At 62.2% G+C, this 15,151-nt stretch carries 17 protein-coding genes and 1 tRNA gene; 1 reads left to right on the top strand and 17 read right to left on the bottom strand.

All coding sequences use genetic code 11. The features are described from left to right. Window positions 1-82: 82 nt before the first annotated feature. From nuoF to PSV40_RS17780, 14 genes are all read right to left on the bottom strand, one after another. Window positions 83-1,426, bottom strand: a complete 1,344-nt coding sequence (nuoF, locus tag PSV40_RS17845) for an NADH-quinone oxidoreductase subunit NuoF (protein WP_300540266.1) — start codon at window positions 1,424-1,426, stop codon at window positions 83-85. A gap of 15 nt (window positions 1,427-1,441) precedes the next feature. Then, window positions 1,442-1,927 carry an NADH-quinone oxidoreductase subunit NuoE gene (nuoE, locus tag PSV40_RS17840; RefSeq protein ID WP_300540357.1) on the bottom strand — a complete coding sequence of 162 codons (486 nt, stop codon included), beginning with the start codon at window positions 1,925-1,927 and terminating at the stop codon, window positions 1,442-1,444. Window positions 1,928-1,950: 23 nt separating this feature from the next. Further along, on the bottom strand, window positions 1,951-3,204 hold the full coding sequence (locus PSV40_RS17835; protein ID WP_300540264.1) for an NADH-quinone oxidoreductase subunit D: 1,254 nt from the start codon (window positions 3,202-3,204) through the stop codon (window positions 1,951-1,953). Between the two features lie 2 nt (window positions 3,205-3,206). After that, window positions 3,207-3,818 (bottom strand): NADH-quinone oxidoreductase subunit C, encoded by a 612-nt coding sequence (locus PSV40_RS17830; RefSeq protein ID WP_300540262.1) that lies wholly within the window; start codon window positions 3,816-3,818, stop codon window positions 3,207-3,209. A gap of 18 nt (window positions 3,819-3,836) precedes the next feature. Then, window positions 3,837-4,313, bottom strand: coding sequence for an NADH-quinone oxidoreductase subunit B family protein (locus PSV40_RS17825; protein WP_300540260.1), 477 nt, complete (start codon window positions 4,311-4,313; stop codon window positions 3,837-3,839). Between the two features lie 10 nt (window positions 4,314-4,323). Then, window positions 4,324-4,683 carry an NADH-quinone oxidoreductase subunit A gene (locus PSV40_RS17820; protein ID WP_230179739.1) on the bottom strand — a complete coding sequence of 120 codons (360 nt, stop codon included), beginning with the start codon at window positions 4,681-4,683 and terminating at the stop codon, window positions 4,324-4,326. A gap of 195 nt (window positions 4,684-4,878) precedes the next feature. After that, window positions 4,879-4,963 (bottom strand) — tRNA-Leu (locus tag PSV40_RS17815). A 115-nt stretch (window positions 4,964-5,078) separates the two neighbouring features. Then, window positions 5,079-5,489 (bottom strand): preprotein translocase subunit SecG, encoded by a 411-nt coding sequence (gene secG / locus PSV40_RS17810; protein ID WP_300540259.1) that lies wholly within the window; start codon window positions 5,487-5,489, stop codon window positions 5,079-5,081. A 33-nt stretch (window positions 5,490-5,522) separates the two neighbouring features. Next, window positions 5,523-6,281, bottom strand: coding sequence for a triose-phosphate isomerase (gene tpiA, locus PSV40_RS17805; protein ID WP_300540257.1), 759 nt, complete (start codon window positions 6,279-6,281; stop codon window positions 5,523-5,525). Continuing rightward, window positions 6,278-7,279 (bottom strand): NAD(P)H-quinone oxidoreductase, encoded by a 1,002-nt coding sequence (locus PSV40_RS17800; RefSeq protein ID WP_300540255.1) that lies wholly within the window; start codon window positions 7,277-7,279, stop codon window positions 6,278-6,280. The genes tpiA and PSV40_RS17800 overlap by 4 nt, the downstream gene beginning before the upstream one ends. A 70-nt stretch (window positions 7,280-7,349) precedes the next feature. Beyond that, complete coding sequence (gene pnp, locus PSV40_RS17795; protein WP_300540254.1) at window positions 7,350-9,467, bottom strand: polyribonucleotide nucleotidyltransferase; 2,118 nt, start codon at window positions 9,465-9,467, stop codon at window positions 7,350-7,352. 207 nt (window positions 9,468-9,674) lie between these two features. Further along, window positions 9,675-9,941, bottom strand: a complete 267-nt coding sequence (gene rpsO / locus PSV40_RS17790; RefSeq protein ID WP_096665963.1) for a 30S ribosomal protein S15 — start codon at window positions 9,939-9,941, stop codon at window positions 9,675-9,677. A gap of 148 nt (window positions 9,942-10,089) precedes the next feature. Next, a complete protein-coding gene (locus PSV40_RS17785) occupies window positions 10,090-11,280 on the bottom strand; it encodes a pyridoxal phosphate-dependent aminotransferase (protein ID WP_300540252.1) in 1,191 nt (396 codons plus the stop codon). A 36-nt stretch (window positions 11,281-11,316) separates the two neighbouring features. Beyond that, window positions 11,317-12,609 (bottom strand): branched-chain amino acid ABC transporter substrate-binding protein, encoded by a 1,293-nt coding sequence (locus PSV40_RS17780; RefSeq protein ID WP_300540250.1) that lies wholly within the window; start codon window positions 12,607-12,609, stop codon window positions 11,317-11,319. Between the two features lie 117 nt (window positions 12,610-12,726). Between PSV40_RS17780 and PSV40_RS17775 the strand changes: the two genes are divergently transcribed. Beyond that, complete coding sequence (locus PSV40_RS17775; protein WP_300540248.1) at window positions 12,727-13,128, top strand: Hsp20/alpha crystallin family protein; 402 nt, start codon at window positions 12,727-12,729, stop codon at window positions 13,126-13,128. 117 nt (window positions 13,129-13,245) lie between these two features. Here PSV40_RS17775 and PSV40_RS17770 read toward each other — a convergent pair whose 3' ends face one another. Genes PSV40_RS17770 through PSV40_RS17760 form a run of 3 tightly spaced genes read right to left on the bottom strand, consistent with a single transcriptional unit; the run spans window position 13,246 to window position 15,146 of the window. Beyond that, the gene (locus PSV40_RS17770) at window positions 13,246-13,872 is read right to left on the bottom strand and encodes a Rieske 2Fe-2S domain-containing protein (RefSeq protein WP_300540246.1); all 627 of its coding nucleotides are present in this window, start codon (window positions 13,870-13,872) and stop codon (window positions 13,246-13,248) included. A gap of 18 nt (window positions 13,873-13,890) precedes the next feature. Then, the gene (locus PSV40_RS17765; RefSeq protein ID WP_300540244.1) at window positions 13,891-14,715 is read right to left on the bottom strand and encodes a universal stress protein; all 825 of its coding nucleotides are present in this window, start codon (window positions 14,713-14,715) and stop codon (window positions 13,891-13,893) included. A gap of 2 nt (window positions 14,716-14,717) precedes the next feature. Next, a complete protein-coding gene (locus tag PSV40_RS17760) occupies window positions 14,718-15,146 on the bottom strand; it encodes a hypothetical protein (RefSeq protein WP_300540242.1) in 429 nt (142 codons plus the stop codon). Window positions 15,147-15,151: the final 5 nt, after the last annotated feature.

Here is a 15,151-nt window from a genome sequence, read left to right as displayed (position 1 = left end):
GTGCGACCGGCCTTCCGCCGGGCCGCCCCAAGGAAGGCCAGCCCCCTCGGGGGGCAGCGAGGTATTCCGAGCGTGGGGGCAGTTATACATAGGCAGGGACCACGCAGGTCTTGTGTTCGATGTGATGAATGAATTCATCGCGGTAGTGCTTGATGAAGGCGCGCACCGGCATGGCGGCGGCATCGCCCAGCGCGCAGATGGTGCGGCCCTGGATGTTGTCGGCCACGGAGTTCAGCAGGTCGATGTCTTCGACGCGGCCATGGCCCTTCTCGATGCGGTCAACCATGCGCCACAGCCAGCCCGTGCCTTCGCGGCAAGGCGTGCACTGGCCACAGGATTCGTGCATGTAGAAGTAGGACAGGCGTTGCAGGCTCTTGACCATGCAGCGGGTTTCGTCCATCACGATCAGCGCGCCCGAGCCCAGCATGGAGCCGGCCTTGGCGATGGAGTCATAGTCCATCGTGCATTCCATCATGATGTGCGCGGGCAGCACGGGCGACGACGATCCACCGGGGATCACGGCCTTGAGCTTCTTGCCGCCACGCACGCCACCCGCCAGCTCAAGCAGCTTGGGGAAAGGCGTGCCCATGGGGATCTCGTAGTTGCCAGGACGCTCGACGTCGCCGCTGACCGAGTACAGCTTGGTGCCGCCGTTGTTGGGCTTGCCCACTTCGAGGAAAGCCTGGCCGCCGTTGCGAATGATCCAGGGCACCGCCGCGAAGGTCTCGGTGTTGTTGATCGTGGTGGGCTTGCCGTACAAGCCAAAGCTGGCCGGGAACGGTGGCTTGAAGCGGGGCTGGCCCTTCTTGCCTTCGAGCGATTCGAGCAGCGCGGTTTCTTCGCCGCAGATGTAGGCGCCAAAGCCATGGAAAGCGTGCAGCTGGAAGCTGTACTTGCTGCCCATGATGTTGTTGCCAAGCATGCCGGCGGCGCGCGCTTCTTCCAGGGCAGCTTCGAAGCGTTCATACACCTCGAAGATCTCGCCGTGGATGTAGTTGTAGCCCACGCTGATGCCCATGGCGTAGGCCGCAATCGCCATGCCTTCGATCACGATGTGCGGGTTGTACATCAGGATCTCGCGGTCCTTGCACGTGCCCGGCTCGCCCTCGTCGGAGTTGCACACCAGGTACTTCTGGCCGGGGAAAGCGCGGGGCATGAAGCTCCACTTCAAACCCGTGGGAAAACCGGCGCCACCACGGCCACGCAGGGCCGAGAGCTTCACGTCAGCAATCACTTGCTCAGGCGTCATGCCCTCGCCGCCGTCCAGACCCAGGATCTTGCGCAAGGCCGTGTAACCGCCGCGCGCCTGGTAATCCTGCAGGCCCCAGTTCTTGCCGTCCAGATCAGCGTAGATCTGGGCATTGAGGTGCCGACCGTGGAAAACAGTTTCCTGGCCGGTCGATTGGAATTGGGAAAGGTCCAACATCTGTGTGGTCCTCGATTATTTGGCGTTGGCCTTGAGCGTGTCGACCAACGCATCGAGGCGGTCGTTACTCATGAAGCTGACCATCTGGCGGTCATTGACCATCAGCACTGGCGAATCGGCGCAAGCGCCCATGCATTCGCTTTGCTGCACGGTGAACAGGCCATCGGCCGTGGTCTCGCCTGCTTCGATGCCCAGCTTGTGGCACAGGTGCTCCAGGGCCTTTTGGCCATCACGCAACTGGCATGGCAGGTTGGTGCACACGTTCAGCTTGAACTGGCCCACCGGCTGCTGGTTGTACATGTTGTAGAAGGTGGCGACCTCGCGCACCGCGATGGGCGCCATGCCCAGGTACTCGGCGATCAGCTTCTCGCCTTCGGGCGAGATCCAGCCGTTCTCGTGCTGGAAGATGGACAGGCAGGCCATCACCGCGGATTGTTTCTGATCGGCCGGGTACTTGGCCACTTCGCGGTCGAAACGCGCTTTGGTTTGTTCGCTGAGCATGGGTTTGTCAGTCATCTCGCTTCTTAGCGGTCGATCTCACCGAACACGATGTCCATCGTGCCGATGATGGCCACGGCGTCGGCCAGCATGTGGCCACGGCTCATTTCGTCGAGTGCGGCCAGGTGCGGGAAGCCCGGCGCGCGGATCTTCAAGCGGTAAGGCTTGTTGGCACCATCGCTGGACAGGTAGATGCCGAACTCGCCCTTGGGATGCTCCACGGCCGCATAGGCTTCGCCTTCCGGCACGTGGAAGCCTTCGGTGAAGAGCTTGAAGTGGTGGATCAACTCTTCCATCGAGGTCTTCATCTCGAGGCGGGAAGGGGGGGCCACCTTGTGGTTGTCAGTGATGACCGGGCCGGGGTTGGCACGCAGCCAATCCACGCACTGTTTGATGATGCGGTTGGACTGGCGCAGCTCTTCCACGCGGACCAGGTAGCGGTCGTAGCAGTCTCCGTTCTTGCCCACGGGAATGTCGAAGTCCATGCGGTCGTAGACATCGTAGGGCTGGTGTTTGCGCAGGTCCCAGACGATGCCTGAACCACGCAGCATGGCGCCTGAGAAGCCAAGGTTCAGAGCCCGCTCGGGCGAGACCACGCCGATGCCCACGGTGCGCTGTTTCCAGATGCGGTTGTCGGTCAGCAGGGTTTCGTATTCGTCGATCAAGCCAGGGAAACGCTGCGTGAAATCGTCGATGAAGTCCAGCATGGACCCCTGGCGGTTTTCGTTCAGGCGCGCAATGGTCTTGGCGTTCTTGATCTTGCTGACCTTGTACTGCGGCATGGTGTCCGGCAGGTCGCGGTAAACGCCACCCGGACGGAAGTAGGCGGCGTGCATGCGCGCGCCTGATACGGCTTCATACAGGTCGAACAGGTCTTCGCGTTCGCGGAAGCAGTAGATGAGGATGTTCATCGCACCGCAGTCGAAACCGTGACAGCCCAACCACAGCAAGTGGTTCAGCACCCGGGTGATCTCGGCGAACATCACGCGGATGTACTGGGCACGCTCGGGCACGTCGATGCCCATCATCTTCTCGATGGCCAGGCAGTAGGCGTGCTCGTTGGCCATCATCGAGACGTAGTCCAGGCGGTCCATGTAGGGCAGCGACTGGATGAAGGTCTTGGACTCGGCCAGTTTTTCAGTGGCGCGGTGCAGCAGACCGATGTGCGGGTCAGCGCGCTGGATGACTTCGCCGTCGAGCTCGAGCACCAGGCGCAGTACGCCGTGGGCAGCCGGGTGCTGGGGCCCGAAGTTCAGGGTGTAGTTCTTGATCTCGGCCATGATTACTTCAGGCCTCCGTAGTTGTCTTCACGGATGATGCGCGGGGTGATCTCGCGCGGCTCAATCGTCACCGGCTGGTAGATCACGCGACGCTGTTCGGGGTCGTAACGCATTTCAACGTGGCCCGAGGTCGGGAAGTCTTTGCGGAAGGGGTGGCCGATGAAGCCGTAATCGGTGAGGATGCGGCGCAGATCGATGTGACCTTCGAAGATGATGCCGTACAGGTCAAAAGCTTCGCGCTCGAACCAGTTGGCAGAACTCCAGACGTCGTTGACCGAGGCCACCATGGGCAGGTCGTCATCGGTGGCGAAGACCTTCAGGCGGAGGCGCCAGTTTTTTGCCACGGACAAGAGGTGGCTGACCACGCAGTAACGTGGACCTTCGGCATAGATCGAAGCGGCGCCATCCTTGTACGTGGAGTAGTCCATCCCACACAGGTCCTGAAGCTGCTCGAAGCGCAGTTCAGGGTGGTCGCGCAAGGTGGTGGCCACCTGGATGTATTGGGCGCTGGACACGGTCAGGGTCAGTTCGCCCTTGAGGTTGTCCAGCCGCTTGACGGCATCGCCCAGCACAGAGTGCAGCGCGGCTTGCAGGGTGTCGAGTTTGGTGCTCATTGAAACAGTCCTGCGCTCTCAGCGGGCAATGGTGTTTTCGCGGCGGATCTTGGCCTGCAATTGCAGAACACCGTACAGCAGGGCCTCGGCCGTGGGCGGGCAGCCCGGCACATAGACGTCCACTGGCACGATGCGGTCGCAACCGCGCACCACCGAGTAGCTGTAGTGGTAATAACCACCACCGTTGGCACACGAGCCCATGGACAGCACCCAGCGGGGTTCAGCCATCTGGTCATAGACCTTGCGCAAGGCTGGTGCCATCTTGTTGCACAAGGTGCCTGCCACGATCATCAGGTCGGACTGACGGGGGCTGGGACGGAACAGCATGCCGAAACGGTCGATGTCGTAGCGCGCTGCCCCTGCGTGCATCATTTCAACCGCGCAGCAGGCCAGGCCAAACGTCATCGGCCACAAGGAGCCAGTCTTGGACCAGTTGATCAGCGTGTCCGCCGATGTGGTGATGAAGCCCTCTTTGAAGACGCCTTCGATACCCATGTTGATTACCTCATTCCCAGTCCAGGGCGCCCTTTTTCCACTCGTAGGCAAAGCCCACGACGAGGATGCCCAAAAACAGCATGATGGCGGTGAAGCCTGCCATGCCCACTTCCTTCAGGGCCACAGCCCAGGGGAAGAGAAAAGCGATTTCCAGATCAAACAAAATGAACAGAATGGCCACGAGGTAGTAGCGCACGTCGAACTTCATCCGCGCGTCTTCAAAGGCCTCGAAGCCACATTCATAAGGGGAATTTTTAGCTGCATCAGGACGACGCGGGCCCAGCAGGAAGCCAAGCAACTGAGGGACCACCCCGACTCCGACACCCACCAAGATGAAGAGGATGACGGGCAGGTAATTCTCAAGATTCATCATGACTGGCAGCTCTCAGGCAGGACAGAACAGGCAACATGCGATTGAAACACATTCGAAAAGCAAAAAGCGCGCTGAGCTGCGAACTCACACGCGCCTACCTTAGGTGGCTTTGCAACACTGTCCGCGAACATCAAGCAAAATAGCGAGAAGCAGGCTGATCATTGGGTGGTGCGAAGACACGGTTTGAACACTTGGTGCCGACGGCGAGACTCGAACTCGCACAGCTTTCGCCACTACCCCCTCAAGATAGCGTGTCTACCAATTTCACCACGTCCGCGGTTTTTAGCTGTCCGGATTGCATGAGGAACCTTGCGGTTTTTGGCTTTCCGGGCAGTCTCAGAGTTTACCCTGAATTTGTGCCGTTCCCTGAGCAGCACGGCACCTTTATGGCGCTATTTCGTCGGGATCTGACCTGCGCCTGAAGCTGCCGGCGCAGGCGGTACGGCGACCGCACCGGCTGTGGGTGCGGGGGTGGCCGTGCCGGGGATCTGGCCGGCACCGGGAGCGACCGGCGCTGGCGCCGTGATGGCTGCGCCTTCCAGCACGCTGGTGCCGGTCTGTGGACGCGCGTTACCGAAATAAGCCAGGGCCAGCGTGCAGACAAAAAATACCGCCGCAAGAACAGCCGTGGTGCGCGACAGGAAGTTGGCACTGCCGCTGGCGCCAAACAGGCTGCCGGAACCGCCGCTGCCAAAAGCCGCACCCATGTCGGCACCCTTGCCGTGCTGCACGAGGATCAGGCCAATCATGGCCAGCGCGGTGATCATCTGGATCGCCAGAACAATGGTTAACAAAGCGTTCATGTTTACTCCTAATTGAATAGCCTGCTCCGCCCGTCAGACGGCGGCTGCAGCAATAATCGTCAAAAAATCGGGGGCCTTAAGCGACGCGCCGCCGATCAGGCCGCCGTCGATGTCAGGCTGGCTCAGCAGCGTTGCGGCATTGGCCGCATTCATGCTTCCGCCATACAGAATTTTCACGCGAGCGGACTGGTCCGTCGCCGCCTTGAGCTGGGCCCTGAGCACCGCGTGCACGGCCTGCGCCTGCTCGGGTGTCGCGGTCCTGCCGGTGCCGATGGCCCAGACCGGTTCATAGGCCACGACGATCTCGCTGATGCAGTGGCCATTGGCATGAATCACAGCCGCCAGCTGGCGTTTGACGACACTTTCCGTCTGCCCCGCTTCGCGTTCTGCCAGTGTCTCGCCGACACAGACAATCGGCGTGATGCCCGCAGCCAGCGCCTGCTGCGCCTTCTCGGCCACCAATGCATCGGTCTCGAAGTGGTATTGGCGGCGCTCCGAGTGGCCGACGATGGCGTAACGGCAGCCGAAGTCCTTCAGCATGGACGCGCTGATTTCACCGGTGTAGGCCCCGGAGGCCTTGGCCGAGACGTCCTGCGCACCCAGATCAATGGCAGCCAAGGCCGGCAAGGCTTGGGCCAGCGCCTGGAACTGCGCCAGATACGGCGCCGGAACACACACCGCCACCGCACACCCCGGCTGCGCCGGCAAACCGGCCGCCAGTGCCTGCAGCAAGGCTTCGTTGGCAACCAGGCTGCCATTCATTTTCCAGTTTCCTGCGATGAGCTTTTTCATGGGCTGGGTACCTGCCAGGTCAAGACGATTTTTCCGATGTGCTGGTTCGACTCCATCAGCGCATGGGCCTGGGCGGCATCTGCCGCGGCAAAGGTGCAGTGAATCACGGGTTTGATCGCGCCACTGGCAATCAGCGGCCAGACCTTGTCCCGCAGGGCCGCGGCAATCGCAGCCTTGAACTCGATCGAACGCGGCCGCAGCGTCGAACCGGTGATGGTGAGGCGCTTGCGCAGCACCAGGCCGGCATTGAACTCGGCCTTGAGGCCGCCCTGCACGGCAATGATCACCAGACGGCCGTCTTCGGAGAGGCACTCGACCTCACGCGCCACGTAGCTGCCGGCAACCATGTCGAGAATGACATTGACGCCCTGGCCAGCCGTCAGCTTCTTGACCTCTTCGGCAAAGTCGCTGGTTTTGTAGTTGATCGCGTGGTCGGCACCGAGGGCCAGGCAGGCGGCGCACTTGTCGTCGCTGCCGGCCGTGACCAGCACCGTGGCGCCCAGCGCCTTGGCCATCTGGATGGCCGTCACGCCGATGCCGCTGGAGCCGCCCTGGATCAACAGAGTTTCGCCCTTTTGCAGGCGCACCCGGTCAAAGACATTGCTCCAGACGGTAAAAAATGTTTCGGGCAGCGAGGCTGCCTCGATATCGCTGAGTCCCGCCGGCACCGGCAGACATTGGCCCACCGGCGCCACGCACAGCTCGGCATAACCGCCGCCCGCCACCAGCGCGCAGACACGGTCGCCCGCCTTCAGGCCGGCTTGCGCCATGGCCGCGGCGTCGCCGCCAACCACCACGCCAGCCACTTCCAGCCCCGGAATATCGGACGCCCCGGGCGGCACCGGGTAGTTGCCGGTGCGCTGCAGGACATCGGGGCGGTTCACCCCGCTGGCACTGACGCGGATCAGCAACTCGCCTTCGCCGGCAACCGGCGCAGGCCGCTCGCCCAGACACAGGACGTCGGGCGGACCGAAGGAAGTGATTTCGACTGCTTTCATCAGGTACATGCTCATTGTTGGCCGCAGCGCCCGTCAGACGGGCGCGAGCAGCTACCAATCAGATAGCAGTTCAGCCCTGGTCCTGGCCTTGGGCCGGACGATCGAGCAGCGCCTTCATGGACAGCTTGACGCGGCCTTTTTCGTCGGTTTCCAGAACCTTGACCTTGACGATCTGGCCTTCGCTCAGGTAGTCGGTCACGCGCTCGACACGTTCGTGGGCGATCTGGCTGATGTGCAGCAGGCCGTCCTTGCCGGGCAGCAGGTTGACGAGGGCACCGAAGTCCAGGATCTTGGTGATCGCGCCTTCGTAGACCTTGCCGATTTCGACTTCGGCGGTGATCTCGGCGATGCGGCGTTTGGCTTCATCGGCCTTGGCGCTGTCGTTCGACGCGATCGTGATGGTGCCGTCTTCCTCGATGTTGATCTGCGTGCCGGTTTCTTCGGTCAGCGCACGGATGACGGCGCCGCCTTTGCCGATCACGTCACGGATTTTTTCGGGGTTGATCTTCATGACATAGAGGCGCGGTGCGAAGTCAGAGACCTCGGTCTTGGCTTCGCCCATGGCTTCCTGCATCTTGCCGAGGATGTGCATGCGGGCTTCCTTGGCCTGGGCCAGCGCGACCTGCATGATTTCCTTCGTGATGCCCTGGATCTTGATGTCCATCTGCAGCGCGGTGATGCCGGCGGTGGTACCGGCCACCTTGAAGTCCATGTCGCCCAGGTGATCTTCGTCACCCAGGATGTCGGTCAGCACCGCAAAGCGGTTATCTTCCTTGATCAGGCCCATGGCGATGCCGGCCACGTGGGCTTTCATCGGCACGCCGGCGTCCATGAGTGACAGACAGCCGCCGCAGACCGAAGCCATCGACGAGGAGCCGTTGGACTCGGTGATCTCGCTGACGACACGCATGGTGTAAGGGAACTCTTCCTTGGTCGGCAGCACCGCGATCAGCGCGCGCTTGGCGAGGCGGCCGTGGCCGATTTCGCGGCGCTTCGGGCTGCCCACACGGCCGGTTTCGCCGGTGGCGAACGGAGGCATGTTGTAGTGCAGCATGAAGCGGTCTTCATAGTCGCCGGACAGAGCATCAATGCGCTGCGCGTCGCGCTCGGTGCCCAACGTGGTAATCACCAGCGCCTGGGTCTCGCCGCGCGTGAACAGGGCCGAACCGTGGGTACGGGGCAGCACACTGTTGCGGATTTCGATGGGGCGCACGGTGCGCGTGTCGCGGCCGTCGATACGCGGATCGCCGGCCAGGATCTGGCTGCGCACGATTTTGGCTTCGATGTCGAACAGCATGCCTTCGACCGCAACGCCATCGAATTCGACGCCTTCGGCTTTCAGGCCCATCTTGGTCCAGGTGGTCACTTCACGCGTGGCGTGGGTACGGGCCTGCTTGTTGCGGATCTGATAGGCCTTGGCGAGCTTTTCTTCGGCCAGCGCAACCACCTTGGCGATCAGCACCTCGTCCTTGGCGGGCGCACGCCAGTCCCAGACCGGTTTGCCGGCGTCACGAACGAGTTCGTGGATGGCGTTGATGGCGATATTGCCTTGCTCATGGCCAAACACGATGGCGCCGAGCATGATTTCTTCGGACAGCTGCTGGGCTTCGGACTCGACCATCAGCACAGCGGCTTCGGTGCCGGCCACAACCAGGTCCATCTTCGAATCCTTCAGCTGGGTCTTGCCGGGGTTCAGCACGTACTGGCCGTCGATGTAGGCCACGCGGGCGGCACCGATCGGGCCGTTGAACGGAATGCCGGAAATGGCCAGCGCGGCGCTGGAAGCGATCAGCGCAGGAATGTCGCCTTCGATTTCAGGATTGAGCGACAGCACATGGATCACAACCTGCACTTCGTTGAAAAAGCCTTCAGGAAACAGCGGGCGGATCGGGCGGTCGATCAGGCGCGAGGTGAGTGTTTCGAACTCGCTGGGACGGCCTTCGCGCTTGAAGAAGCTGCCGGGAATGCGGCCAGCGGCATAGGTTTTTTCCAGGTAGTCGACCGTCAGCGGGAAAAAATCCTGCCCGGGCTTGGCCTCGGTTTTGGCGACCACGGTGGCCAGCACCACGGTGCCATCCATATCCAGCAACACGGCGCCGCCGGACTGGCGTGCGACTTCGCCGGTTTCCATCGTGACCTTGTGCTGGCCCCACTGGAAGGATTTGGTGACTTTGTTGAAAATGCTCATGGTTTATCTCCACTAGTTTCAAGCACTTGAGGCAGTGCAGGAGCCCGGAGGGGTGGCTGGCAGAACACGATGCCATTCCACAAAATGCCTGGGATACCAGGTCTTTTCTTGTGGAATGACACAGCGCGTGATCGTTTTGCCTTGCTCCGAAGTAAAAAACGCCTGAGCTAGTGAACTAACTCAGGCGCCTTGCAGTCGTTTTAGCGCTTATTTACGCAGGCCAAGCTTGGCGATCAACGCAACATAACGGGCTGCATCCTTGGACTTCAGGTAGTCCAGCAGCTTGCGGCGGCGGCTCACCATGCGCAGCAGGCCACGGCGACCGTGGTGATCCTTGGCGTGGGTCTTGAAATGGGGCATCAGTTCATTGATGCGGCCGGTCAACAGGGCCACTTGAACTTCAGGGCTGCCGGTGTCGCCGGCGGCGCGTGCGTTGGCCTGAACGATGTCGGCCTTGATGGATTTCGCGATCATGGGTTTTCCTTGAAATGACTTGCGAGCGGTACAGTGTTCCCGACGTGGGAGTTGACCGTGGCCGCCGTGTTCTGCGAGGTGCTGCTTCATGAATGAAAAAGCACGCCTTGGGCAGAGCCTTGGATTATAGCCCAGTCTCCGGATCGACTCAGGCGCCGGGCAGCCAGCGGGCCAGGCGCTCCACGCCCTGCTCCAGCCTGGCGACGTCCCGGCTCGCAAAACACCAGCGCAGCCAGCCCTGGGCCTCGGGCGCCGGGTTGACCATGAAGGCATTGCCGGGGGCCAGTCCGAGGCCGGCCTCCACCACCAGGCGTTTGGCGGTGGCCAGCGAATCGCCGAAGCGCGCCTGGTCCGACAGCCTGAAAAACGCATACATGCCGCCCCGGGCCGGCGCTACTTCCACGCCCGGCAGCGCCTGCAGCAGCGGCACCAGCGTGTCACGGCAGGTTTTCAGGTGCGCCACCAGCTGCGGCGTGACGTCATCGGTTCTTGCCAGTGCCACCAGGGCGGCCCGCTGGACGAACACCGGAGCGCACGAGGTATTGAACTCCACCAGCTTGCCCATGTGCGGCGTCATGCCGGGCGGCATCACCAGCCAGCCCAGGCGCCAGCCGGTCATCAAAAAGCTCTTGGAAAAGCTATGGACGACCACCAGCCGGTCTTCCGGGGCCGCGATATCCAGGAAGCTAGGCGCGCAGCCGTTCTCCGTGGGCTCGAAATAAAGCCGCTCGTACACCTCGTCGGCCAGAATCCAGGTGCCGGTGCGCCGGCAGTGCGCGAGCAGGGTGTCCTGCTCGGCGCGGCTCAGGGTCCAGCCGGTCGGGTTGTTCGGTGCGTTGACGATCAACAGCCGGGTCCGGGGCGTGATGGCCGCCAGCAACTCGTCCATATCGAGTTGCCACTGGCCGGCCACCGGCCGCAGGCTCACACAGTGCAGCTTCGCACCCATGATCAGCGGCTGCGCGGTCAGGTTGGGCCAGACCGGCGTGACCGCCACCACCTCATCGCCGGCATCCACCAGGGCCTGCATGGCCAGCATCAGGGCATTCACACCGCCCGAGGTGACGGCAATGCGGTCCGCTTCAATCGCTGCTGCGCCGACACAGCGCAAGCCCGTGGCGTAACGCGCAATCGCCTCGCGCAACTCCGGCAAGCCCAGGTTGTGCGCGTAAAAAGTCTCGCCCTGCTGCAGCGAGGCGATGGCAGCGTCGCGGATGAAGGCGGGTGTGACCTCGTCACTTTCACCAAACCAGAACTTGAGCACATCGCTGCGCCCCATGCCGGCATTGGCCACCTGGCGGATCATCGACTCTTCGAGGTCTAAAACGGCTTGTCTCATGGGTGTCTTTCAGCGGAAGGGTCTTTGGCGAGCGGTTCAGGGCCGCTGCATCCTGCAGTTGTGCGCCTGTTCGGAGCGCGCTGCAGCTATGGTCTTGATCACGCGAAAACCATAGCCCGAGCCTTCGACGTCAAACCGGACACCGGGTGTCCCCTGTTTGTCCATCACGGCCACCAGCAGCGGTTGCTGGAACTGGTGGTCGGCGCTGCGCATCACGCCCTTGTGGCCGGCAAACAGCACGGTCGCCTTTTCCAGCTGAGCGGCGACGGCGGCGGACTCCACCGTGCGGGCTTTTTCGATGCTCTGCGCCAGGGCCTCGACCATCAACTGCATGCGCATGTGCACATAGTCGTCCTGGGGTTTGGGGAAACGCTGGCGGAAGGACTGGTAAAACGCCTCCGACTGGGCACCCGGCTCATTGGGAAACCAGTCGGCCACGGCGATGACCTTGCCAACGCCGGCATCACCGAGCGCGGCGGGGACGCCCAGTGCATTGCCGTAAAACGTGTAGAAGCTGCCTTCAAAACCCACATCCCGCGCGGCCTTGACCAGCAGGGTCAGGTCGTTCCCCCAGTTGCCGGTGAGCACGGCCTGAGCGCCACTGGCCTTGATCTTGGCGGCATAGGGAAGAAAGTCCTTGACGCGGCCCATCGGGTGCAGCTCGTCACCGACGATCTGCACATCGGGGCGCTGGGCGCCGAGCTGCCTGCGGGCTTCGCGCAGCACGGCCTGGCCGAAGCTGTAGTCCTGCCCGATGAGGTAGATGCTCCTGACCGCCTTGTCGTCCTTGAGCACATCCATCAGCGCGGCCATGCGCATGTCGGCGTGGGCATCGAAGCGGAAGTGCCAGTAGCTGCATTTTTCATTGGTCAGCACCGGGTCCACCGCGGAATAATTCAGGTACAGCACGCGCTGGGCCGGCTGGCGCTCATTGTGTTTGTTGATCGCATCAATCAGCACCGCAGCGGTCGACGACGAGTTGCCCTGGGTCACCAGCGTGATCCCGTCATCCAGGGCGGAGCGCAGGGCCGACAGGGCCTCCTCGTTCTGGCCCTTGCTGTCGTAGCGCACGAACACCAGGGGGCGATTGCCGCCGGGCAGCTTGAGGCCACCGCGCGCATTGACGCGCTCCGCCGCCCACACCAGGTTGCGGAACACGGCTTCGCCGGTATTGGCAAACGGTCCGGACAAACTCTCGATCAGCGCGACGCGGACCGGAGCTGGCGCCGCCACGGACTGCTGTGCAGAGGCAACGGCAGACCACAGGCAGGCGCTCGCGCCTAAGGCCAGTACGACACGTTTCAAGACCCGGGAACTGAAAAAATACATTCTGGAATTTCCTTGAAATACGCCTTGGCACGCTTACCTGCTGTGCATGCGGCGATCACGATTGGGAGCCGCGAAGTGTAAGGGGAAAATTTTCCCGATCAACCCAAAGGAGTCCTGATGTTCTATTCACTTGCCGGCCGTCCTGCGCGAAACTTTCAGCGTCCCGCCTCCTCGCTGGTCAGCAATGGCGCTCTTGACAAATTCCTGAGCGACACCCTGGGCTCCCTGTCCGACAGCCGCACCGCCCAATCGGCGTCGGTGGAAGACGGCGACAAGGCCTATTCACTGCAACTGGACGTTCCGGGCCTGGCCAGGGAACAGCTGGACATCGGCATCGAAGGCGATGTGGTGCGTATTGCCAGCAAAGCCGATGCAGCACGCACGGTCAAGGCGGCTTACCGTTTTCCGGTGGAAATCGATGCCTCGGCCAGCACCGCGAAACTGGAAAACGGCGTGTTGACCTTGACGCTGGGTAAAAAGGTCCCGGTCAGCACAGTGACGCAGCTCGCTATCGGGTGAACCCGGCCCCCACGTTCACTTTGCCAGCATGTCGTCCCTCTCGAGGCCTTGCCGGCCGCGGCTCGCGAAACGCCTAGCCGCTGTCGCCTGGATGATGCAGGCGACAGCGGCTGGGGGTTACCAAAAAGCCTGCAAACGGCCTTTGACGACCTTGGAGTCGATGCGCTTGAGCGGACTGTTGCCTTTCTTGATGCAGTCTCCGCTCTTCACATCGAACACCCATTGGTGCTTGGGACAGGTCAGGGTACTGCCCTTCAGTGCCAGCTGCGGTATGTCGGTGGTCTGGTGCGGGCAACGGCTGTCGTACACCTGAAAAATTTTCTTGTTGCGATAGATGAACAGGCCGCGGCCATCGCATTCGGTGCGCGTGACTTCACCATCCCCGACGGCTGAGCTGGCCATCACGTCGTGCCACTGGCCAAGGCTGGTCAAGGCCTCGGGCTGGAACCCGGGGATCTTCATGTCCAGAATGATGTCCACGGCCCAGATGATTTTGGCCAGTCCCAGCGCTGGAAACGCCATCAGCAGCGCATCCAGAACCTCCATCGGCGTGCAGCCCTCGCGCAGCGCACGACCCAGGTATTGGCGAAAGCCGCGATCGGTCTGGGCATGCACTTTAGTGATGACCGAAATCAGATTCCTTGTTTTGGGGTCCAGGTGCTTGCCAGCATCTTTCAGGAACGCGAAATAATGGCCCAATGCCTCGGGCCGGGCTTTGAGCAGGTAGTTCAGTGCATCACTCATGACAGGAAGAATCCGGGGTTATTTAAAATGCAGAGCCAGCACAGGGTGTTCTGACAAACCCATCACCTTTTGCGCCACCCCCCCGACCAGGGCACGACCAATCCGGCTGTCCCCTCGGCTGCCCATGACGATCAGATCAGACCCACTGCTGGTCACGGAGGCCAGAATTTCCGTGAATGGTTTTCCAATTCGTACCTCACCTTGTGCAACCACGCCAGCCAGCCGTGCCTGATCCTGCATCCCGTTGATGAAGGCCTGCGCCGGCTGGCGCTCCTCTTCGGAGGCGACGACGCATACCAGATGCAGTGGCAAACCACACTCAGCGGCGACCGCGGCAGCCGTGGCGACGACCTGACGCCCTTGCGCCGTAGGCTCCACAGCGGCCAGCACGCGCCGGCGCCACATGCATCCCTCCCGCGGCACAATCAGCACATGACAGGGCGCGTGCGCGACGACTTTGCTCACCATCTCGCCGACCAGCAGATTCGCCAGAAAGCTCCGCTTCCCGCGGCGGCGAATGATGATCAGGTCGCTGCCCTGCTCCCGCGCCTCCTGCACGATCTCACAATACGGCTCTTCACCGCGTCGCACGCGCAGGGCTATCGTCACGCCGACCGCGTCCGCCTGGGCGCGCAACTGGGCGATCTTGGTCGCAGCGTCGTGCTCGGCCCGCGCCGCAAGCTGCGGCGCCAGCGCCTCATATTCCGGATTACTCACCAGGGGGAGGACGGTGGCCAGCGGCAGCTGGCAGCGCTGCGCCAGGTCCATGGCCACCGTTTCGGCTCCGGTGTCAAATTCGGTGTGTTCGGTGGCCAGCAACAGACGCGAGAAGAGTTCCGCCATGCTCAGTGCCCTCCTGTCAGAATACCCGAGGCGGCCAGTACCAGCACCGTCGCCACCACGGCACAAATCCCTGCATAGGCGTAATCACGCCGCTTCAGATACAAAGGGATCAAGCCCAGCAAGGGTGGCAGCGAACAGCCGGCCAGCAGTGCAATGCCGATCAGGTTGGACAGGTCTCCTTTGTGCGCCAGGGCCAGCCAGCCCCAGCCCGTGGGGGTGTTCGTGCTTTGCAGGTAGGCACTCACCGGCAGGTTCCAGACGCTGGGCAGTTGCTCCAGAGGCACATGCGGCTGGAGTACCCCGAACAGATAGGCCGCGAAACTGAGTAGCAGCGCCAGTACGCCGACGCGCGTACCCCAATCCAGCAGCAAGGCGTAGCGCCTGGCCTCGGCTTGTTGCTGCTGGGCATTCGTAGAGTTTGCGGTGCTCATCGATC

This window comes from Polaromonas sp., from assembly GCF_029945925.1.
In the GTDB taxonomy this organism is placed as follows: Bacteria; Pseudomonadota; Gammaproteobacteria; order Burkholderiales; family Burkholderiaceae_C; genus Polaromonas.
The sequence above is the reverse complement of the archived record's forward strand: the minus strand, read 5'-3'. Positions and strand labels throughout refer to the sequence as shown.